The organism is Pseudomonas sp. SWRI50 (assembly GCF_014269095.1).
Lineage (GTDB): Bacteria > Pseudomonadota > Gammaproteobacteria > Pseudomonadales > Pseudomonadaceae > Aquipseudomonas > Aquipseudomonas kermanshahensis.
Genome location: NZ_JABWRW010000006.1, coordinates 174,976 through 196,710, shown reverse-complemented (window position 1 = coordinate 196,710; position 21,735 = coordinate 174,976). Strand labels below are relative to the sequence as shown.

10 protein-coding genes are annotated in these 21,735 nt (G+C 63.1%); 6 read left to right on the top strand and 4 right to left on the bottom strand.

The features are described 5' to 3' along the window. Positions 1-11: 11 nt before the first annotated feature. Both HU750_RS09315 and HU750_RS09310 read left to right on the top strand, forming a co-directional pair. Positions 12-4,061, top strand: a complete 4,050-nt coding sequence (locus HU750_RS09315) for a leucine-rich repeat domain-containing protein (protein ID WP_186678862.1) — start codon at positions 12-14, stop codon at positions 4,059-4,061. 89 nt (positions 4,062-4,150) lie between these two features. Continuing rightward, entirely contained in the window at positions 4,151-9,367 is a 5,217-nt protein-coding gene (locus tag HU750_RS09310; RefSeq protein WP_186678859.1) for an NEL-type E3 ubiquitin ligase domain-containing protein, read from the top strand. A gap of 72 nt (positions 9,368-9,439) precedes the next feature. Here HU750_RS09310 and HU750_RS09305 read toward each other — a convergent pair whose 3' ends face one another. Next, the gene (locus tag HU750_RS09305; protein ID WP_186678858.1) at positions 9,440-9,934 is read right to left on the bottom strand and encodes a DUF934 domain-containing protein; all 495 of its coding nucleotides are present in this window, start codon (positions 9,932-9,934) and stop codon (positions 9,440-9,442) included. Then, positions 9,918-11,570 (bottom strand): nitrite/sulfite reductase, encoded by a 1,653-nt coding sequence (locus HU750_RS09300; protein ID WP_186678856.1) that lies wholly within the window; start codon positions 11,568-11,570, stop codon positions 9,918-9,920. The genes HU750_RS09305 and HU750_RS09300 overlap by 17 nt, the downstream gene beginning before the upstream one ends. A gap of 215 nt (positions 11,571-11,785) precedes the next feature. Here HU750_RS09300 and HU750_RS09295 point away from each other — a divergent pair, with 215 nt between their 5' ends. Then, positions 11,786-12,862: an ABC transporter substrate-binding protein gene (locus HU750_RS09295; protein ID WP_186678854.1), complete on the top strand. Its 1,077-nt coding sequence runs from the start codon at positions 11,786-11,788 to the stop codon at positions 12,860-12,862. Positions 12,863-13,202: 340 nt separating this feature from the next. Here the strand turns inward: HU750_RS09295 and HU750_RS09290 are convergent, their stop codons facing one another. Together HU750_RS09290 and metH are read right to left on the bottom strand one after the other, a co-directional pair. After that, positions 13,203-13,421: a DUF2970 domain-containing protein gene (locus HU750_RS09290; protein ID WP_085273248.1), complete on the bottom strand. Its 219-nt coding sequence runs from the start codon at positions 13,419-13,421 to the stop codon at positions 13,203-13,205. A gap of 141 nt (positions 13,422-13,562) precedes the next feature. Further along, the gene (gene metH, locus HU750_RS09285) at positions 13,563-17,270 is read right to left on the bottom strand and encodes a methionine synthase (protein ID WP_186678852.1); all 3,708 of its coding nucleotides are present in this window, start codon (positions 17,268-17,270) and stop codon (positions 13,563-13,565) included. A 136-nt stretch (positions 17,271-17,406) separates the two neighbouring features. Between metH and HU750_RS09280 the strand changes: the two genes are divergently transcribed. The 3 genes from HU750_RS09280 (at position 17,407) to nfuA (ending at position 21,615) form a co-directional block, all read left to right on the top strand. Then, a complete protein-coding gene (locus HU750_RS09280; RefSeq protein WP_514132420.1) occupies positions 17,407-19,746 on the top strand; it encodes a fatty acid cis/trans isomerase in 2,340 nt (779 codons plus the stop codon). Positions 19,747-19,937: 191 nt separating this feature from the next. Next, a complete protein-coding gene (locus tag HU750_RS09275) occupies positions 19,938-20,972 on the top strand; it encodes an acyltransferase family protein (protein WP_186678838.1) in 1,035 nt (344 codons plus the stop codon). Between the two features lie 58 nt (positions 20,973-21,030). Further along, positions 21,031-21,615, top strand: coding sequence for a Fe-S biogenesis protein NfuA (nfuA, locus tag HU750_RS09270; RefSeq protein ID WP_012271640.1), 585 nt, complete (start codon positions 21,031-21,033; stop codon positions 21,613-21,615). Positions 21,616-21,735: the final 120 nt, after the last annotated feature.

Here is a 21,735-nt window from a genome sequence, read left to right as displayed (position 1 = left end):
AGAAGCCGCCAATGCCCTCACCACAGCCTCAACCCAACGCAGTGGATACCCTGATCGCCAGTCGCTTGCCGGCCTGGCTTGCCAGCGCATCCGAGGATCACTTGGGCAAACTGCGGGTTAGTCTGCAGCGCCAGCAACGCAGCCAGCACCGCTTGGCTGAGCTGTTTTCCCGTGTAACGCCACTGGACGCTTTTGCCAAGACATTGCTAGACCAGGCACTGAGTGATCGCCAGTTGCCAGCGCTGGAGGTGCGCCAGGTAAAGTTTCGCACCACCACCACCGTACCGATTGCATCGGTGGGCCCTGGCGGGCTGGGGAAGTCGGTGAGCGAGATCGCTGAGGTGAGTTTGCTGACGGCCGCGCTGCACAATTTCAGCGAGCATGAGACACCGCCCTCTGGTGCTTTTCAAACCAGCGTCATCGTCGATGCGCAAGGTCAACCGCAGTCTCTGAGCCCGCAGGCCTATGTAGCGCTTTGCCGAAGTGTGGACGTGGGAGGGCGCTACCAGCGTCACCTTGAATCAATTCTGTTGGGGCCGGGGGATAAGGGCAAGCAGGTGGAGACCCTGCTTGAAGACAGCGCGCGTGCCAACCTGGAGGCTGATGTACGTCTGGCTGTGCTCAAGGGCGAAATTGATGAGCGCCTGTACCTGCAGTTCCTCCCTGTGCTTTCAACGGTGGCCGTGGTGGACTCCGACACTACGCGCCTGTTGCCATTCGATCTGCGTGTGCTGGGCAAGCAGCTGCGCGGTGTGTTGGCTTTCGAAGCGCGGCGAGGGGGGCTGACGAGTGCGCCTCTGGAGGGTGTGGTGCTGTGGGTTCCCGATGACCCCCACGGACCGCTGCAGCGTTTTGCGACGTGGGATGAGCTGTGGCTCGGCCTGGGCCGACGCTGCCAGGCGAAGGGCTACCCAGCCTTCATCCAGCGGTTCATCGGCGAGCGTGACCGCTGTGCCTTCAGCCGCACACTGCGTCGCTTGCTGCAGGCCAGAGCGGGCGCGCTGCCGGTTCAGCTAGACGGTCGTAGCCAAGCGATTGATCGGCCGTTGTTCCCGCATCTGCGAAAAGTCCGCCTCGATACGCTGCTGGACGATGCGCGTGTACTGGCCACGCCAACTGCCGAGGCGGACCAGGCTGAGCGGGAACGACGCATGGGCGACTATGCCAGCGCAGGGTTCGATCTCTTGGGGTTGGCCAGCCTGTTTGTCCCTGTTCTTGGCCTGCCGCTGTTGGGCATCGCTGCCTTGCAGATCGCTGACGAAGTCTATGAAGGTTATGCAGATTGGAAGCTAGGTGACCGTGAAGGGGCGTTGAACCACTTGTGGGGCGTTGCCGAAAACCTGGTTGCCGGCATTGCTGTGGCATCGATTGGGCTCGTGGCGGGACGATTGATCGAGCGTTCGGCGTACGTTGATGGGTTGGTGCCGGTGTTGAAGGCAAACGACGAGGTTCGCCTGATCGATGCCGAATTACCCGGCTACGCGGTGCCGCAGTTGGGGCTGGCCGTTGGCGAGCGTACACGTTTGGCCGGGCAGATACGGCTGCGCACCCATCTGGCGACCTACCAGGTAGTCGAAGATGCGCAAGGCACGGGCTTGCGTATTCAGCACCCCAGCAGACCGAACGCCTACTCGCCCTGGCTCGACAGCAACGGTGAGGGCGGTTGGCGTCATCAGTTGGAAACCCCGCAGCACTGGCAAGGGGCGACGCCGTTGATGCAGCGCTTGAACAGCGCGTGGGCCGCGCTCGACCCCCTGACGGCCGAGCATGTCATGCACACGACCGGATTTGATGAGGCGCGCCTGCGGCGTCTGCACCTTGAGCATGCGCCAGCACCGGCGCGGCTGCATGATGCCTTGCAGCGCTACCAGTTGCATGCGCAGTACCCTGAATTGCACGGCGATGCGTTCGAGCTGCACTTGAGTGGCCTGCAGCGCCCCTTGGAGGCGGCAGAGCAGCTGTTGAAGCGTGACTTCCCCGGGCTTACCCCGCGCTGTGCGCGGGAGATCACCCAGCGCGTCGGGCCTGAAGAGGTGGAGCGCATGATCGGCACACAGCGCGTGCCGCTTGCGCTGGCCAGCGAAGCGCGCTGGCTGTTGCGTGACAGTCGCCTGGACCGTGCCTGCGCAGGCTTCTATCAAGCGGCTGCGGTGAATGCGGACACCGAGCGGTTAGCATTGGGCCTGCTGGCTGATGCGGCGCCATGGGCACAAACTGTCCGGGTCGAGCTGCGCAACGACAGCCTGAGTGGGGACTTGCTCGCCCATATCGGTGCAGAAGGGGCCACTGACGTACGTTACGTCCTCAGGCGTGGCCAGGGTTACCAGGCGTTGCCTGCATTAGGCGGCGCGCTGCCCTTGGGCAGCGAAAATGACAGCCTGTTCCAGGCACTGTGGTGGCACCTCGATGAGGCGCAAAAGCAGGTGCTGGGCGAGGGAGGGCTCACTGGCGAGCAGCTTGGGCATGCCTTGGCCGTGCGGGCCGCGGAGCAACGCGAGCGCGCAGCATCATTGCTAGGCATGGTGAAGAAAGCGGGTGTGATACGTCCGCCTGTGCGCTTGGGCGATGGTCGACTGGGCTACCCGCTGAGTGGCGGCGATGCCCTGCGCTTACCGCGCGGTCAGGTCCTGACCACCGCTGACATACAGGCTCGCCAGTCCATTCGTGCCGGGCTGCACCAGTTGTTTCCGCATCGCCCTGCTCAGGATGTGATGTGGCTGGCGCTGCAACTGTCGCAAAGGCCAGGGCGCACGGTCTGGGCAGCCTTCAGTGAACTGGCCAGGCAGGTCGAACGGCTCGACCTGAGCTTGCGTGCCTGGCGGGGGCAGGCCACGGCCGTGAATTACCATCGCCGTCAGCGCGTTGGGCAAATGATTCGCGAAGCCTGGGAGCCGCATTTCTATGGCCCTGGCGGGGTTGATGAGTTGATCGTACGGAACGAGCCTGTGGGCAACCTGCCCGTGCTGCCAGCAGATCTTCACTTTGGGCACCTGCACAGACTGTGCCTGAGCAATATCGGGCTGAGTGCGCTGGAGGGGGATTTCCTCGGCCGCTTCCCTCAGTTGCGAAGCTTGCAACTGAGTGGCAACCGATTGACTGAGGTGCCCGGGCTAGGCAGCCTGCATCGCTTGATCAGCCTGGATGCGCAGCACAACCGGTTGACCACCCTTGAGGGGGTGCAGCACCTGTCGTCGTTGACCCAACTGATCGTGAACGACAACGCGCTCACAGAGGTGCCCGGTTTGGCAACCCTGACCCGGCTCACGCGCCTGGACCTGCGGCGCAACCAGCTGGCCGCGCTTGATGGTGTGCAGGGCCTGACGCTGCTGACCCAACTGGACCTCAGTGACAACCTGCTGTCAGCACTTCCCGAGCACATTCACCGGTTGATCCGGCTGCAGTACCTTAACCTGAGCAACAACCAGTTCACGTTGCTGCCGGCAGGTATCGATCGCATGGTCGGTCTGACCCAGCTGGAGCTTTCCGGCAATCGCCTTAGCGAGCTGCCGGGCACATTGAGCGGGCTGAGTAGGCTGTTGCAGTTGAACCTGGCTGAGAACAGCATCAGCAGCGTACCTGCGGTGATTGGCAACATGCCTGGCTTGAGGGTCCTCAATTTGCGTGGCAACCAGCTAGATGCGATACCCGAGGGCCTGGAGCGGTTGCGGCAACTCACCGAGCTGTACCTGGCGGACAACCAGATCGTCATCGACGTGGCAGGCGGCCAACGCCTGGAAGCGTTCAGCGAACTGCGAACGTTGAGTTTGAAGGGCAACCCTATAGGCATGATTCCGCCACTGCGCAACCTCGACCACCTGCGCCATCTGTCGCTGCGCTCGACCGGCCTGAGAGAATTCCCCTTGGCGTTTCTGCAGCGTCATACACAGGTGTACGTCGACCTTGCCGACAACCTGATCGTCGAGCTGAGCGAGCGGGCATTGGGGTGGATGCGGCAACACCCCAACCGACTCAACCTGAACAACAACCCCCTGGATGAGCAGGACCTGGCGCGTTGGCGTGCTGCGTGGGCACAGTTTGACACGCTGAGCCAACGCGGCTGACGCCGCTGCGGGCGGGGTGCTTTGCATAGTTACCGCAAGCGCCTCGCTCTACCCTGATGCAATCGCAGCTCCGGCCCAAGGAGCCTGCGATGCCAGATCTACCCTTTGCCAACGACTCCACCGACGCCCTGATCGCCAGCCGCTTGCCCGCCTGGCTGACGACGGCCTCGCTGGAGACCCTCTACGCCCTGCACGAAAGCCAGCGCTGGCAGCAGCAGGTACAGCATGAGCTGCACGGCTTGTTGGCACGGATCACGCCATTGGATGCGTTTGCCGCGCCTTTGCTGCAACACGCATTGCAGGAGCAACACCAGCTGACACTCGATGTGCGCCAGGCCACCCTGCGGCGCAGAACCTTACAGCGCTTTCCTTCATACATTGCCCACATCCCGGATGGGGTCAAAGCGCAGGTCTACCAGCACAGCCTGCTGCAGTCGGCACTGCACAACTTCACCGAGGGCGAAACCCTCGCCACTGGGCTCATGCAGGGGAGTGCGGTGTTGGACAGCGGGGGGCAAGCCCTCGGCCTGTCGCCCAACGCGTTCACCGTATTGTGCCGCTCGCTCGACCTGGGTGGCCAATACCAAGCTTACCTGCGGGGACAGTTGACTCCAGGCGGGGAGGCTGGCCGGCACATCGAAGCGTTGATGGAGGAGGGCTTTCGCGCAAGCCTGGAGGCCGCTCTGCGACAGTCACTGGTCAATGGAGAGATCGTGGCGCATGCCTGTGAGCAATGTGCGCCGCTGCTGGCCGTGGTCGCGACCAAGTCAGCGATCGCCGGGTTCGAGCCGCGGCAGATCAGGGTGTTTGGCCTACGGGTGCGAGGGGCCGTGGCCTTTCAGGTTCGTCATGCTGACCAGGAGGGCGTGCTGTGTTGGATCCCCGATGACCCTCACGGCCCATTGACCTGGTTCGCCTCCTGGGACTTGCTATTCCTGACCTTGGGCAAACAGTTCCGCTTGCCGAAGTACGTCGAGTTCTTCCAACGGTTCATCGGTGAGCGAGACCGAGAAGCCTACACGCGAGCCGTGGACCATGCGTTGAAGCGTGCGGGCCAGAATGCCCCCGTTCAGCTCGACGGCCGCCACGAGGCGATCGAGCTGCCGTTGTTCGAGCACTTGCGCAAGCAACAGATCGATACCCTGCTGGACAACGCCAAGGTGCATGCCGTGCCCACGGCCGCCGTGGATGCCCAGGCGCGGGACCGACGTTTGCATTTCTGCCAGAGCTTTGCTCTGGATGCACTGGGCTTGGCGAGTTTCGCCTTGCCGGTGCTAGCGTTGCCGTTGTTGGGCATTACAGCGCTGCAGGTGGCGGACGAGGTGTACGAGGGGTATGCCGATTGGCAGCTCGGTGACCGCCAGGGCGCACTGGAGCATGCCTATGCCGTGGCCGAGACGCTGATCATGACAGCAGCCAATGTCGGCGCGGGTACTGCCTCGCATCGCTTGGCCCGTGCAGCCGTGGTCGATGAATGGGTCCCCGTACAGACCAGTCAGCACGGGTTGAAACTGTGCGACCCCGAGCTCCCCGGATATGCCGTCGAGGGGCCAGGCGCTCTGGGTCAACTTACCGTGGCAGAGGGGCGAGAGTACCTGCGAACACCGCTAGCAAGGCACTTGACCGAGCTGGACGCTGAATCGCAGGAACGGCACATCCGCCACCCTGTCCGCGCCGATGCCTATGCGCCCTTGCTTGAGGGCAATGATGCCGGTGGCTGGCAGCATGAACTCGAACACCCCCACGAGTGGCAGGGGAGCGCTCAGTTGTTGCGCGACCTGGGCCATGACCTGGCGCACCTTGATGACCAGGTGGCCCATGAAGTGTTGCGCGCAACCGGGCTCGATGAGGGCCGACTGCGCCGGCTGCATGTAGAACATGCACCGCCCCCCGCGCGGCTGCTGGATGCCGTGCAGCGTCATCAACTGCATGACCAGTTGCCCTGGTTGCGGGACGAAGGCTTCGAGCGTCACCTGCAGGCGCAGCAAACGCCCCCCACGGCGTACGAAGCCCTGTTGCAGCGTGACTTTCCCGGGCTCACTGTGAACGTGGCCAGGGAGATCATCGAGCATGCTACCGAGGCGCAGGTCGAGCACCTGCAAGCACGCCAGCGCGTCCCGCTGGCCTTGGCCGAGCAGGCGCGCTGGTACCTACGGGATACGCGCCTGGACCGCGCCTGTGCAGGCCTGCTGCAGGCGGCAGCGCTCAATCGCGACAGCGAGCAACTGGCCTTGGCCTTGATTGCCGATCGTGCGCCGTGGCGAGGCGTGCGCATAGAGCTGCGCAGCGGCACGCTGACCGGCGAACGGACCGCCTGGGCGGGTGCACAGGCAGCCACTGAGGTGCGCAGCGTGCTCAGAACGGCCAAGGGCTATCAGGCCCTGGATGCCTACGGGCGCGCCTTGCCCGCGGCCAATGCCGAGGACAGCCTGTTCCAGGCGCTGTTGCTGCAGCTCGACCCGTGGCAGCGGCGGGCCCTGGGTGAAGCCAGCGAGTCCCCGCAGACACTGGCCGATGCCTTGTCGAAGTGGGCCAGCGAGCAGCGCGACAAGGTCGCCACGCTGCTGGGCATGGCGCCCGTCGGGCTAGGCTTCCGGCCACCGGTGCGGCTGGGCGATGGTCGCCTGGGCTACCCCCTGAGCGGCCGTGGCGAAAGCAGCAATCGCGCACTGCGCCGGGGTATTCAGCGGTTGTTTCCCGACTATGACGACAGCGCCCTCGAAGCCTTCAACAATACCGCCCGCGAGCAGGGGCTCACCCCGTGGAACTACTACCTGCGCCTGTGCGAAGAGCAGCGTGCACTGGATCAGGCGCTAGGGCGCTGGCGCCGGCAATCGTCCGGGCCGATCCAATTGATCAGACGCGCACGCATGGCACGGCGGATTCGGCATGCCTGGCAGCGGCGTGTACGTGATGCCAGTGGCAACCCCATACTGGTCCTTGAAGGCACACGGTTGGGCAGCCTGCCCGACCTTCCGCCCGCAGTGAATTTCGATCATGTGACCACGTTGACGCTGCGCAACCTGGAGCTGACTGAGGTCAACGCCGACTTCCTCGCTCGTTTCCCGCGCGTAAACCAACTGGACCTGTCGCGAAACCGGCTGACAGCCATGCCCGACACCTCGCACATGGCGAACCTTGAATGGGTCGATCTCAGTCACAATCGCATCGTTGACGTCAGTGAGGCGCAGGCCCCCTTGCTGCGGGCCAACCCCGACAGCGTGCGTTTACACGGCAACCCGTTGTCTGCGGTTGCGCTTGAGCGTTTAAATGTTGCTCCGCCCCCGCCGGTCGTGGAAAGGGTAAATGAGCATGAACAATGGTTCGAGGGGCTGAGCGAGGCGGAAGCCGCCCGTCGTCGCGGGCAGTGGGAGGCGTTAAGGGCTGAAGCCGACAGCGATGCGTTCTTTGGGTACCTCGCAGAACTGCTGCACGCCGAAGACTTTACTCGGCAAGCGCAGGGTATGCGGCGTCGCGTCGGTGAATTGCTCAATGCCATGTTTCACCATACCCATGTGCGGCGTGCAGTGTTCGAGCAGGCCGCCATTCCGCGCGGGCGGGCCGACCTCGATGTGTTGGTCATCAGGCTGCAAGTTGCCTTGCGCACCGATGGCATGCGTGGTCGGCGAGTTGAGCGTGAGTTGCGCAACCTCGGCCGTGAGCTGTTCAGGCTCGATCAGGTCGACCGCTTTGCCGCACAGCACATCGAGCGCTTGCAAGGGCGGCCAGGCCAACGCGATCAGGACGACATTTACATGGCATTCCGGGTGGGGCTTGCAGAGCCGTTGAGCCTCTATGGCCAGCCGACCTACCTGGACCTTCAGCACGTCGATACAGTAACGCTGGGCGACCTGGCCGAGGCCGAGGCTGCCGTGCACCGGGCCGAGACGCCAGAAGCGCTCAGCCAGTTCCTGGTGCAGCAGACGTTCTGGCAGGACCACGTGCGGGTCGAATACAGCGCGCAGTTTGCAGCCATTCGCCGCAGGTACGGTGCGCGTCTGGCCGCGCTGGTGCCAGAGCCGGGCCAGGACCATGCGCCAAGTGGGCCGGTCAATGCGATCGTCGCCCAGCGCAGGGAAGAGGAGCAGGTACTCACGTTGACCCTTGCGCGTGGCAACCCGTGGAGCTGGTATCGGCTTGAACCCCCGCATGGGCCCGGTACCCTTGCCTATGCACATTTGTCGCGGCAGCTTGAACACAGCCTCGAGGCCTGGCGCGGGCAGCCAAGTGAACCGGAGTATGCGGCGCGGTCGTACGTCGCCGGTGTGCTGCGCGAAGCCTGGCAGTCGAATTACCGTGATGAACTGCCGTCTCTGGGCTCATCCTCCGATGGGTTGGCGGTCAGTTCGCTTCCCGAGCTGCCGGCCGGCATCCAGTTCGAACGCCTGCGCGCATTGTCGCTACGCAACCAGCAGCTTGCCACGCTCAGCGGCGACTTCCTGCGCCGCTTCCCCAACCTGGAGGACGTCGACCTCACAGGCAATCAGCTCTCGACCTTCGAGGGGCTTGAGCATCTGCCACGCCTGCGCAGGTTGTACCTGGGCGGTAATCTGCTCGAGACCTTGGACGGTTTGGGCAATGCCAGGCAACTGACGGACCTGGACCTCAGTGGCAATCAGTTTGTCGAGTTGCCGGCCGGTATCGAGCAGTTGGAGCACCTGGCCAGCCTCGACCTTTCCTTCAATCAAATCGCTGTGCTGGATGACCGCGCAGGGCAACTGCCGAACCTTGAAAACCTGCAGCTGGGTGGCAACCTGCTGAACGATGTGCCACGCAGCCTTGGCAACCTTGCCCGGCTAAGCATCCTCAACCTCAGTGCTAATCGGCTGACCCGCGTACCGGAACAACTGAATGGCCTCGGCCGCTTGACCCGTCTGGATCTGCGCGACAACGCGATTGTTTTGGACGCCCAAAGCGAGTTGCGGCTGGAATGGTTCTCCCGGTTGCAAGTCCTGAGCCTGGAGGGTAACCCGTTGGGCATGGCGCCTAGGCTGCACTACAACGTGCAACTGCGCTACTTGTCGCTACGCGCGACCGGCTTGCGCAGTGTGCCCCTGGCGTTGCTGCAGCGTCATCCCGACATGGTCGTGGACTTGCGTGGCAACCGTATCGCGGCACTGAGCGAGGAGGCGCTCGGCTGGATAGAGGCCCATCCGGAGACCGTAAATCTTGAGCAGAACCACTTAAGCGAGGCGGTCATGGCGCGGGTGCGCAATGCGCTGGCGCGTCTGCAAGCAGAGTGGGCGCGGGCGGCAGAAGCGGGGGAGGTGAGCGTGACCAGGAAGCCACCGGGGCGCAGGGGCTGACGGGCGGTGGTTGAAGAGGGGTGTGCAACAACGCCCCTGACCCGCCAGAGCGCGGGCCAGGGGTGATGAAGATCAGCGGCGGCGGAACAGCGGCAGCGGCTGGTCGGCGGCGGCCTGGTAGGTCACCGAGAAGTCCTTCAGGCTTTGCAGAGCGTCTTCCGGGTCCTTGTCGGCACGGATGGCAAACGCATCGAAGCCACAACGGGCCATGAAGAACAGCTGGTCGCGCAGCACGTCGCCTATGGCGCGCAGCTCACCGGTGAACTTGTAGCGGTCACGCAGCAGGCGCGCGTTGGAATAACTGCGCCCGTCGGTGAACGCCGGGAAGTTCAAGGCGATGACCTCGAAGTGCTGCACGTCTTCGCCGATCTCTTCCGCTTCTTCGTCGCTGTCCATCCAGATGCCCAGGCCGCCGTCGCGGGCCTTGAGCACGTGGGCATGGTCGCGCCACAGTTGCAGCGGGACGATGTAGTCGTCGCAGTTGGTCAACTCGTCGAACGACGTTTCCTTGGGCAGCAGGTGCCAGGTTTCGTCGACGATCTGGTTGTTTTTAATGATTCGCTGCATAGACGCGTTCCTTGAAGGGGTCGATGCCGATACGCTGGTAGGTGTCGATGAAACGCTCTTCCTCGGTACGCTGTTCTACGTACACGGCGATCAGCTTTTCAATCACATCGGCCATGGCGTCCTGGGCGAAGGATGGGCCGAGGATCTTGCCCAGGCTCGCGTCACGCGCAGCGTTGCCGCCCAAGGACACCTGGTAGAACTCCTCGCCTTTCTTGTCCACGCCGAGGATGCCGATGTGGCCCACGTGGTGGTGGCCGCAGGCGTTCATGCAACCGGAGATGTTCAGGTCGATCTCGCCGATGTCGAACAGGTAATCCAGGTCGTCGAAACGGCGCTGGATGGATTCGGCGATCGGGATCGACTTGGCGTTGGCCAGCGAGCAGTAGTCACCGCCCGGGCAGCAGATGATGTCGGTCAGCAGGCCGATGTTCGGCGTGGCGAAGCCACCTTCGCGCAGCTCCAGCCACAGGGCGTGCAGCTGGCGTTGCTCAACGTCGGCGAGGATGATGTTCTGCTCGTGCGAGGTGCGCAGGAAGCCGAAGCTGTAGCGCTCGGCGAGGTCCGCCACGGCGTCCAGTTGCTTGTCGGTCAGGTCGCCAGGGGCAACGCCGGTAGGCTTGAGCGACAAGGTCACGGCCACATAGCCAGGGCGCTTGTGGGCGCGGGTGTTGCGCGAGCGCCAGCGGGCGAAACCTGGGGCTTCGGCGTCTTGGGCGCTGTAGTCGACGTTGTCCAGGGCCAGGTAGTCCGGGTCGACGAAGTGGCGCGAAACACGCTGTACTTCCTCTTCGGTCAGGGTGCTGTTGCCGCCGCGCAGGTGGACCATTTCGGCCTCGACCTTTTCGGCGAACACTTCAGGCGTCAGCGCCTTGACCAGGATCTTGATCCGCGCCTTGTACTTGTTGTCACGGCGACCGTAACGGTTGTACACGCGCAGGATGGCGTCCAGGTAGCTGATCAGGTCCTGCCAAGGCAGGAACTCGTTGATGAACGAGCCGACCACCGGGGTACGCCCCAGGCCGCCGCCAACCAGCACACGGAAGCCCAGCTCGCCCGCTTCGTTGCGCACCGGCTCCAGGCCGATATCGTGCACTTCGATGGCCGCGCGGTCTTCTTTCGAGCCGTTGATGGCGATCTTGAACTTGCGCGGCAGGTAGGCGAATTCCGGGTGGAAGGTGGTCCACTGGCGGACGATCTCGCACCAAGGGCGCGGGTCGATGATTTCATCTGCGGCAACACCGGCGAACTGGTCGGTGGTGGTGTTGCGCAGGCAGTTGCCGCTGGTCTGGATCGCGTGCATCTGCACGGTGGCCAGCTCGGCGAGGATGTCTGGGATGTCTTCCAGCGCCGGCCAGTTGAACTGCACGTTCTGGCGGGTGGAAATGTGGGCGTAGCCCTTGTCGTAGTCGCGAGCGATCTTGGCCAGTGTGCGGACCTGGCGCGCGTTCAGCTGGCCATAAGGCACGGCGACACGCAGCATCGGGGCGAAACGTTGGATATAAAGGCCGTTCTGCAGGCGCAGAGGGCGGAATTCTTCTTCGCTCAGCTCCCCGGCCAGGTAGCGGCGGGTCTGATCACGGAACTGCTTGACGCGGTCCTCGATGATCCGCTGATCGTACTCGTCGTATACGTACATAAAAGTCCTGTCTCAGGCTGCATGCAGCTATTCGCGCGCACGGCCGCGCACTCCGGTTCGGAGCTGGGGAACGATATCAGAGTGTGTTTATGCGCTAAAGTGATGTTTTTGCATATGAAAAGAACCAAACGAACTAAGTGAGACTGACTGGCATTTGTTCGTCCGCGTGTGCCGTGGGTTTATACTCGCGGGTTTGTTGCAAGGGGTGTTACCGCATGCTCAAGGCGCTTTGCCAAAGCTTGTGCCTGAGCCTGCCGTTGGCAGCCAATGCGCAGGCTGCTTCCGTCGTGTTCCTTAACCCAGGCTTGTCCACCGAGACATTTTGGGTCAGTTATGCGCGCTTCATGCAGGCCGCGGCTGACGACCTGGGCATGACGCTGCGGGTCGAGTACAGCGAGCGCAATGCCGAGCGAACGCTGAGCCAGGCACGGGCGCTGCTCAAGGGCCCGCAGCGGCCGGACTATCTGGTGCTGGTCAACGAACAGTATGTGGCGCCGGAAATCATTCGCCTGTCGAAGGGGACCGGGGTCAAGCTGTTTCTGGTCAACAACGGGCTGACGGCCAGCCAGGCACAAAGCATCGAGGCGCAGCCCGAGAAGTACCCCCAGGTGCTGGGCACGCTGACCACCAACGACGAGCAGGCCGGTTACCAGATGCTGCACCAGATGGTTGCCTTGCTCCCGCGCACTGACGGGCCGGTGGACCTGGTGGCCTTCGCTGGGGTCAAAACCACACCGGCCTCGCAACAGCGTGAAGCGGGCATGCGCCGCGCATTGGCCGACTTCCCTCAGGTGCGCCTGCGCCAGGTGGTGTATGGCGGCTGGAGCCGTGAGCGCGCCTTCGAGCAGGCGCGTGTGTTGCTGCAGCGTTACCCGAACACCACGCTTGTGTGGTCGGCCAACGATGAGATGGCCTTCGGCGCCATGCAGGCATTCGAGGCGGCTGGGCGCATGCCAGGGCGCGATGCCGTGTTCAGCGCCGTCAACAGTTCGCCCGAGGCGTTGCGGGCGCGGGTCGACGGGCGCCTTGGGGTGTTGATGGGTGGGCACTTCACTTTGGGCGGCTGGGCCATGGTCATGCTGCACGACGATGCGCGCGGGCTGGTGGTCAATCGCGATGGCCTGCGTGAGCACAGCGTGCCCGCGCTGCAGTCGATTGATCAGGCAAAGGCGCGACGCTGGCTCAAGTTGCTCGAGCAGGCGGATCATGGTGTCGATTTTCAGCCCTACAGCGCTGAAGGGCGCCCGGCTGACTACACGTACCCGTTTCTGACCGCACCGATGGATTACTGAACGCATTGCCACTCGGCGGCGTTGGCGGGATGCAGGCCTTGCCAACGCCTGAGCATCGCCCGTCGCCGGACAAAAGACCTTGCTTGAGGAAAGGGCATTGCTCGTCTTAACTGCTGTGGGTGTAGTGCATTCCCATAACCACAACAAGAGGCAATGCAATGGGAAATTCAACCAAGGTCCGCAAAGCTGACAGCAGTGTCGATGCCTGGGCGATTCTTTGCTTGATCGTCCTGGTGGTGGTCACCGCCGTGTATTGGGTCAGCCACCAGTAGACTTCCATTCAGACCGTGATGCAGCCAAGACGCCTGCGGGAGGGATTCCCGCAGGCGTTTTCATGGGCTCAACGCGCGGTCAGGTGCATGGCCAATTGCACCAGGCCGATCAGTATCAGAATGAACAGCAGGGTAAACACGGTACCCATCGCAATGAAATGGCTGGCTTTGCCGTGGGTGAAATCGCGTGCGCGGTTCTTGCCGCTCTGCACACCGAAGGCGGCGGCGAGGATGCTGTGCAGCATTTGCCAGAAGGTAGGGGGCTTGCCTTGGCTTGAGTCGTCCATGGGGGCTCCTGGGTATTCGGAGGCAATCAGGGACAGTGTAGGCAATGGAAGGGATGTTGGCTTTGCTGGCCTCTTCGCGGGCAAGCCCGCTCCCACAGGAGGGGGCGCGCCCGCGAAGAGGCCAGTCAGGCTAGAACGGTCTTAGCTGTCGTACCCAAGGTTAGGCGCCAACCACCGCTCACTCACGCTCACCGCCTGGCCTTTACGCGCGCTGTAGCTGTCGATCTGGTCCTTGTCGACCTTGCCCACGGCAAAGTACTGCGCCTGCGGGTGGGCAAAGTACCAGCCGCTGACCGCCGCCGCCGGGAACATCGCAAAGTGTTCGGTCAGGAACACGCCGCTTGGGCCTGTCTCGCCAATGGCCGTGCCGTCGAGCAGGCGGAACAGGGTTTCTTTCTCGGTGTGGTCCGGGCAGGCCGGGTAGCCGGGGGCAGGGCGGATGCCGCTGTACTGCTCCTTGATCAACGCTTCGTTATCCAGGTGCTCGTCGCGGGCGTAACCCCAGTGCTCTTTACGCACCTGCTCGTGCAGCCATTCGGCGCAGGCTTCGGCCAGGCGGTCGGCCAAGGCCTTGACCATGATCGAGCTGTAGTCATCGCCCTTGTCCTGGTAGGCCTTGGCCACTTCCTCGGCGCCGATGCCTGCGGTGGTGATGAAGCCGCCGACGTAGTCGGTGACGCCGCTGTCTTTGGGTGCGACGAAGTCGGCCAGCGACCAGTTTGGCTTGTTGTCAGGCTTGATGGTCTGCTGGCGCAGGTGGTGCAAGGTGGCCAGGGGCTGGCCGTCATCGCCATAGACCTCGATGTCGTCATCGGCGACCTGGTTGGCCGGCCAGAAACCGAACACGGCGCGGGCACTGATCAGCTTCTCGTCGATCAGTTTGTCGAGCATCTCGCGGGCGTCCTTGTACAGCGACGTCGCGGCTTCGCCGACCACTTCGTCGGTGAGGATGCGCGGGAATTTGCCGGCCAGGTCCCAGGAGATGAAGAACGGTGTCCAGTCGATGTACTCGGCCAGGGTGCGCAGGTCGATGTCTTCCAGCACCTTGACGCCGGTGAAGGTAGGCACGGCTGGCTGGTAGCTTGCCCAATCATACTGCGGCTTGGCCGCGATGGCCTTGGCGTAGCTCAGGCGCTCGGTGCGGGCACTGCGGTTGGCGGTGCGCTCGCGCACGTCGACGTAATCCTGGCGGGTTTTCTCGACGAAGCCGGGCTTGAGCTCCTTGGACAACAATTGGGTCGCCACGCCGACGGCGCGCGAAGCGTCGGTGACGTAGATCACCGCGTCGTTGCTGTACTTGGGTTCGATCTTCACCGCCGTGTGCGCCTTGGAGGTGGTCGCGCCACCGATCATCAGCGGCAGGTTGAAACCCTGACGCTGCATTTCGCGGGCAACGTGGACCATCTCGTCCAGCGACGGGGTGATCAGGCCAGACAGGCCGATGATGTCGCATTTCTCGTCGCGTGCGGTCTGCAGGATTTTCTCGGCCGGCACCATCACGCCCAGGTCGACGATGTCGTAGCCGTTACAGCCCAGCACCACGCCGACGATGTTCTTGCCGATGTCGTGCACGTCGCCCTTGACCGTGGCCATCAGGATCTTGCCCTTGGCTTCGGGCTTGTCGCCTTTTTCGGCTTCGATGAACGGGATCAGGTGCGCCACGGCCTGCTTCATCACGCGCGCCGACTTGACCACCTGCGGCAAGAACATCTTGCCGGCACCGAACAGGTCGCCGACCACGTTCATGCCGCTCATCAGCGGGCCTTCGATGACTTCGATCGGGCGCGCGCACTGCTGGCGGCACTCCTCGGTGTCTTCGACGATGTGCGCGGTGATGCCTTTGACCAGGGCATGTTCCAGGCGTTTGCCGACCGGCAGCGAGCGCCAGGCTTCGTTTTCGACTTCCTTGGTGGCGCCGCCGCCTTTGTAGTCGTCGGCGATGGCCAGCAGGGCATCGGTGCCTTCCGGGGTGCGGTTGAGCACCACGTCCTCGACCTTGTTGCGCAGGTCGGCCGGGATTTCGTCGTAGATTTCCAGCTGGCCGGCGTTGACGATACCCATGGTCAGGCCATTGCGGATGGCGTGGAACAGGAACACCGAGTGGATCGCTTCACGCACCGGGTTGTTGCCGCGGAACGAGAACGACACGTTGGACACACCACCCGAGCTCAAGGCGTGGGGCAGGTGGTCGCGGATGTAGGCGCAGGCTTCGATGAAGTCGACAGCGTAGTTGTTGTGCTCTTCGATGCCGGTGGCGACGGCGAAGATGTTCGGGTCGAAGATGATGTCTTCCGGCGGGAAGCCGACTTCGTTGACCAGGATGTCGTAGCTGCGCTTGCAGATTTCCTTCTTGCGCGCGGCGGTGTCGGCCTGGCCGACCTCGTCGAAGGCCATCACCACCACGGCGGCGCCGTAGCGCTTGCACAGGCGGGCGTGGTGCTTGAACTGCTCGACGCCTTCCTTCATGGAAATCGAGTTGACGATGCCCTTGCCCTGGATGCACTTGAGGCCCGCCTCGATCACTTCCCACTTGGAGGAGTCGATCATGATCGGCACGCGGGAGATGTCCGGCTCGCCAGCGATCATGTTGAGGAAGCGGACCATGGCGGCCTGGGAGTCGAGCATCCCTTCGTCCATGTTGATGTCGATTACCTGGGCACCGGCTTCGACCTGTTGCAGGGCCACTTCCAGTGCTTCGGTGTAGTTCTCTTCGCGGATCAGCCGGGCGAACTTGGCGGAACCGGTGATGTTGGTGCGCTCGCCCACGTTGACGAACAGCGACTGGCGGTCGATGGTGAACGGCTCCAGACCCGACAGGCGGCAGGCCTTGGCGATCTCCGGGATCTCACGTGGCTTGTACTTGGCAACCGCCTCGGCGATGGCCTGGATGTGGCCTGGGGTGGTGCCGCAGCAGCCGCCGATGATGTTGAGGAAGCCGCTGGCAGCGAACTCCTCGACCACCGCGGCCATTTCGGCCGGGGTTTCGTCGTACTCACCGAAGGCGTTGGGCAGGCCGGCGTTGGGGTGCGCCGAGACGTGGGTGTCGGCCTTGGTCGACAGCTCTTCCAGGTACGGGCGCAGGTCCTTGGCGCCGAGGGCGCAGTTGAGGCCGACGGAAATCGGCTTGGCGTGGCGCACCGAGTTCCAGAAGGCTTCGGTGGTCTGGCCCGATAGGGTGCGGCCCGAGGCGTCGGTGATGGTGCCGGAGATCATGATCGGCAGTTCGACGTTGTCATCCTCGAACACCTGTTGCACGGCGAAGATCGCGGCCTTGGCGTTGAGGGTGTCGAAGATGGTTTCGATCAGGATCAGGTCAGCGCCGCCCTCGATCAGGCCGCGGGTGGCCTCGATGTAGTTTTCTACCAGTTCGTCGAAGGTGACGTTGCGGTAGCCGGGGTCGTTGACGTCCGGGGAAATCGAGCAGGTGCGGCTGGTCGGGCCCAGTACGCCGGCGACGAAGCGCGGTTTGTCCGGCGTCTCCAGGGTCTTGGCGTCGGCCACCTGGCGGGCGATGCGCGCGCCTTCGACGTTCAGCTCGTAGACCAGCGATTCCATGCCGTAGTCGGCCTGGGAAATCTGCGTGGCGTTGAAGGTGTTGGTTTCGAGAATATCGGCGCCAGCGTCCAGGTAGGCTTTCTCGATCGCGGCGATGACATCGGGGCGGCTGAGCAGCAACAAGTCGTTGTTACCTTTCACATCGCTTGGCCAATCAGCAAAGCGCGTGCCACGATAGTCGTGTTCCTCGAGGCGATAACTTTGGATCATAGTACCCATGCCGCCGTCGAGGATCAGGATGCGCTCTTTGAGTGCGTGCTGGAGTGCTTGGAGACGAGCGCTGCGGTCGGACATAGGAACTACCTGGTCGGGCGAATATCAGAAGGTGCCGAATCATAACAAAGCTGCGCGGTTTTTAGGCGCACTGCCCATTTGCATGAATTTAGCTCATGTTGGCACACAAGCACCCAAGGACGACCAGGCAATCGTGATGGCTTTCAAGAACCAGGACTTTCCGCACATGGTGCATCGTTGTATTCGTGCTTGGGCGGGCGTTTTCGCCTTGCTCATCAGTGGCGCGACCTTCGGGCAGGCTGCCCAATCGAGCCCGGCTATTTCCTACACCCGGGATATCCAGCCGATTTTCACCGAGAAGTGCGTGGCCTGCCATGCCTGCAACGACGCGGCCTGCCAGCTCAAGCTGGAAAGCCCTGAGGGCGCGGTGCGGGGAGCGACCAAGGTGCCGGTGTACCAAGGTGACCGCAGCGCGGCGGTGCCGACCACGCGGCTGTTCTACGACGCCCACAGCGAGGGCGAGTGGCGCAAGAAGGGCTTCTACTCGGTGCTCGACGGCCAGGGCAGCCAGGCCGCGCTGATGGCGCGCATGCTCGAGCTGGGGCACAAGACGCCGCTTACGCCCAATGCCAAGCTGCCCGAGGACATCGTCTTGGGCATCAACCGCAACAACATGTGCCCTTTGCCCCATGAGTTCGACGCCTACGCCGGCGCGCACCCTAAAGAAGGCATGCCGCTGGCGGTCACCGGCCTGACCGACCAGGAGTACACCACCCTGCAACGCTGGCTGGCGGCTGGCGCGCCGGTGGAGTACCAGCCGATTCAGCCGAGTGCGGTCGAGGCCAAGCAGATCGCCGACTGGGAAGAGCTGCTCAACCGCCCGGGTTCGACCGAGGCGCTGGTTGGCCGCTGGCTTTACGAGCACCTGTTCCTTGCGCACATCTACTTCGTCGGCGGCGAGCAGGGCCACTTCTTCCAGTGGGTGCGTTCCCGCACGCCCAGTGGCCAGCCGGTCGACGTGATCGCGACCCGACGCCCCAACGACCCGCCAGGTACCGACTTTTACTACCGGCTGATGCCGGTGCAGGGTGTGATCGTGCACAAGACGCACATCACTTACCCAATGGGGCCGCAGAAGCTCAAGCGGGTCAAGCAACTGTTCTACGCGGGGGACTGGCATGCCTCGGCGCTGCCAGGCTATGGCCCGCGCCACCGGGCCAACCCGTTCGAGACCTTCGAGGCGATCCCGGCGGTGGCGCGTTACCAGTTCATGCTGGATAACGCCGAATACTTCGTGCGCACCTTCATCCGTGGCCCGGTGTGCCGTGGGCAGATTGCAACCGACGTGATCCGCGATAACTTCTGGGCGCTGTTCCAGGAGCCGGCCCACGACCGCTACATCACCGATGCCCAGTACCGTGGCGAGGCCACGCCGCTGCTGGCCATGCCGGGGCAGATCGACGACGTGGGCAGTGTGCTGGGCCTCTGGCATGCCTACCGCGATAAGCGCAACGAATACGAAAAACTGCGCCGCGAAGCCTATGCCGAAATGCCGGCGCCGGGTTGGTCGACGCTGTGGGCCGGTAACGACAATGCTCTACTGAGTATCTTCCGCCACTTCGACAGCGCCTCGGTGACCAAGGGCCTGATCGGGGATGTGCCGCTCACCGTGTGGCTGTTCGACTACCCCTTGTTCGAGCGCACTTACTACCAGTTGGCCGTCAACTTCGATGTATTCGGCAACGTTTCGCACCAGTTGCAGACCCGCCTGTACTTCGACCTGATCCGCAATGGCGCGGAGGTCAACTTCCTGCGCCTGATGCCGGCCGACCAGCGTGGCGCGATCCTCAGTGACTGGTATCAGAACAGCGGCAAGGTGAAGATGTGGCTCGATTACGAGGACATCGACACTGACACCCCAAGCGGTATCAAGCTGGACCCGGCGAACCCAAAACGCGACTTCGGGCTCAAGCTGGTGCAGCGTACCGGCAGCCTGAATGCGGCACCTGACCCGATCAACCGCTGCCAGGGGGCGTACTGCTCGCGGCCGCAGATGAACGAGGCGTTCCGCAATGTCGAGCAGTCGCTCAGCCGCCTGGTGTCGCGCCCGGCTGCCGGGCTCAAGGTCATCAACCAGCTGCCTGAAGCGACGATGCTGCGTATCGAGGGGCCTGGCGGCCAGCGCCAGGTGTACAGCCTGCTGCGCAACCGTGCGCACAGCAACGTTGCCTTCCTGCTGGGCGAGGCCTACCGCTATCAGCCTGGGCTGGACACCCTGACCTTGTACCCGGGCGTGCTCAGCAGTTACCCGAACTTCATCTTCAACATTCCGGCCGAGGATGTGCCCGAGTTTGTCGAGGACATGGAGTATGCGCGTGATGATGCTGGCAAATTCGAGCGCATCGTCATGCGCTGGGGCGTGCGCCGCACCCATCCGCAGTTCTGGCAGTACTTCCACGACCTCAATAGCTACATCAAGGAGACCCAGCCGGTGGAAGCGGGTGTGCTGGACATGAACCGCTACGAGAACCTCTGATCGGTCAACCTGACCTTTCCGATACAACTGCGGTCGGAAAGGTTGGGTGGTCCGGGGGCTGCTTTGCAGCCCAATCGCGGGCAAGCCCACTCCTACAGGTTTTGCGTGGTCCCTGTGGGAGCGGGCTTGCCCGCGAACGAGTGCGAAGCGCTCGCCGAGGCCTCAATGCACCGGCAATCGCAGGGTATTTCATGCTGTATTCGCTTCAGGCACTGCGGGCGTTCGCCGCCTGGGTGGTGGTCTGCCACCATTTCATGCAGATCTTCTTCGACTTCAAGGCCAGCGGGCCCATCGGCCAACTGCTTACCGACCGGGGCGCTGTCGGCGTCGACATCTTTTTCGTCATCAGCGGCCTGGTTATTTACCTCTCCACCCGCGACAAAACCATCGAACCCCGCCAGTTCTTGCTCAACCGGGTGCTGCGTATCGTCCCGGCGTACTGGTTTTACACCTTGGTCATGGCGGGCCTGCTGCTGGCGGCCAGCCGCTGGATGCCGCACCAGGAATTCGACTGGCACCACCTGCTGTTATCGCTGCTGTTCGTGCCTGCGGAAAACCCCGGCGGGTATGGCCTTTATCCGACCTTGAACGTGGGCTGGACGCTGAACTTCGAGATGTTCTTCTACCTGCTGTTCGGCCTGGCATTCCTGGTCCGCCAGCGCCATCAGGTGCTGCTGGTCACTGTCGCGCTGCTGCTGGTGAGTGAAGTGCTGGGGCGGCTGGGTGTGCTCAGCCGCTTCTACAACAACGACATCATCTATGAGTTCCTGCTCGGCATCGGCCTGGGTGTGCTGTATCGGCGAGGCCTGATCCGCCAGGGCACCTGGATGCCCCTGGCGTTGCTCGCGGTGGCGGGGTATGCCATCTATCACCTCGACGCCTCCCAGCGCCTGCTGCATTGGGGTCTGCCGAGCGCGCTGGTGGTGCTGGCCTTTGTCTCCCTGGAGCCGGTGTTTGCGGGTAATCGGCTGCTCAAGGCGCTGGGTGACTGTTCGTATTCGGTCTACCTGATTCACGTGCTGGTGCTGTATGCCGGCTGGTTCGCCAGCCAGCGGCTGCACCTGAACCCGTACCTGGTGTTTGCCCTGTGCGTGCCGTCCATTGGACTAATGTCGTGGTTCAGCTACCAGTGGCTGGAGCGCGGCCTGTACCGACGAATGCAGGCCTGGCTGGCGGCGCCACGGGGGCAGGCGCCGGTGTACGCGCTTTCCCGAGTCAAATACTAGGACTTTGTACAAGGACCAGGTTGGCGTACACTTGGCCGCAAGTCTGTGAGGAACTTCCATGAGCGCTATAACCATTACCGACGCCGCCCATGATTACCTGGCCGATCTGCTCTCCAAGCAGAATACGCCCGGCATCGGCATCCGCATTTTCATCACCCAGCCAGGCACCCAGTACGCAGAGACGTGCATTGCCTACTGCAAGCCGGGCGAAGAGAAGCCTGACGACACCGCCGTGGGTCTGAAGAGCTTCACCGCTTACCTCGATGCAGTCAGCGTACCTTTCCTGGAAGACGCCCTGGTCGATTACGCCACCGACCGCATGGGCGGCCAGCTGACCATCAAGGCGCCGAACGCCAAGGTGCCGATGGTCAACGAGGACAGCCCGATCAACGAGCGTATCAATTACTACCTGCAGACCGAGATCAACCCGGGCCTGGCCAGCCATGGCGGCCAGGTAAGCTTGGTCGACGTGGTCGACGACGGCATCGCTGTGCTGCAGTTCGGCGGCGGTTGCCAGGGCTGCGGCCAGGCCGACGTGACCCTGAAGGAAGGCATCGAGCGCACCCTGCTCGAGCGTATTCCGGAGCTCAAAGGTGTGCGCGACGTGACCGACCACACCCAGAAGGAAAACGCGTACTACTGATACCAGGGTTCGCCGCTTCCTTAGCAACAAACTGTTACGAGTTCAACCCCTGCGACAACAGGCCGCAGCCCGTATTCAAAGGGCTGCAGGCCATCTGCGCCTTCGTCGGGTAGAAGCACT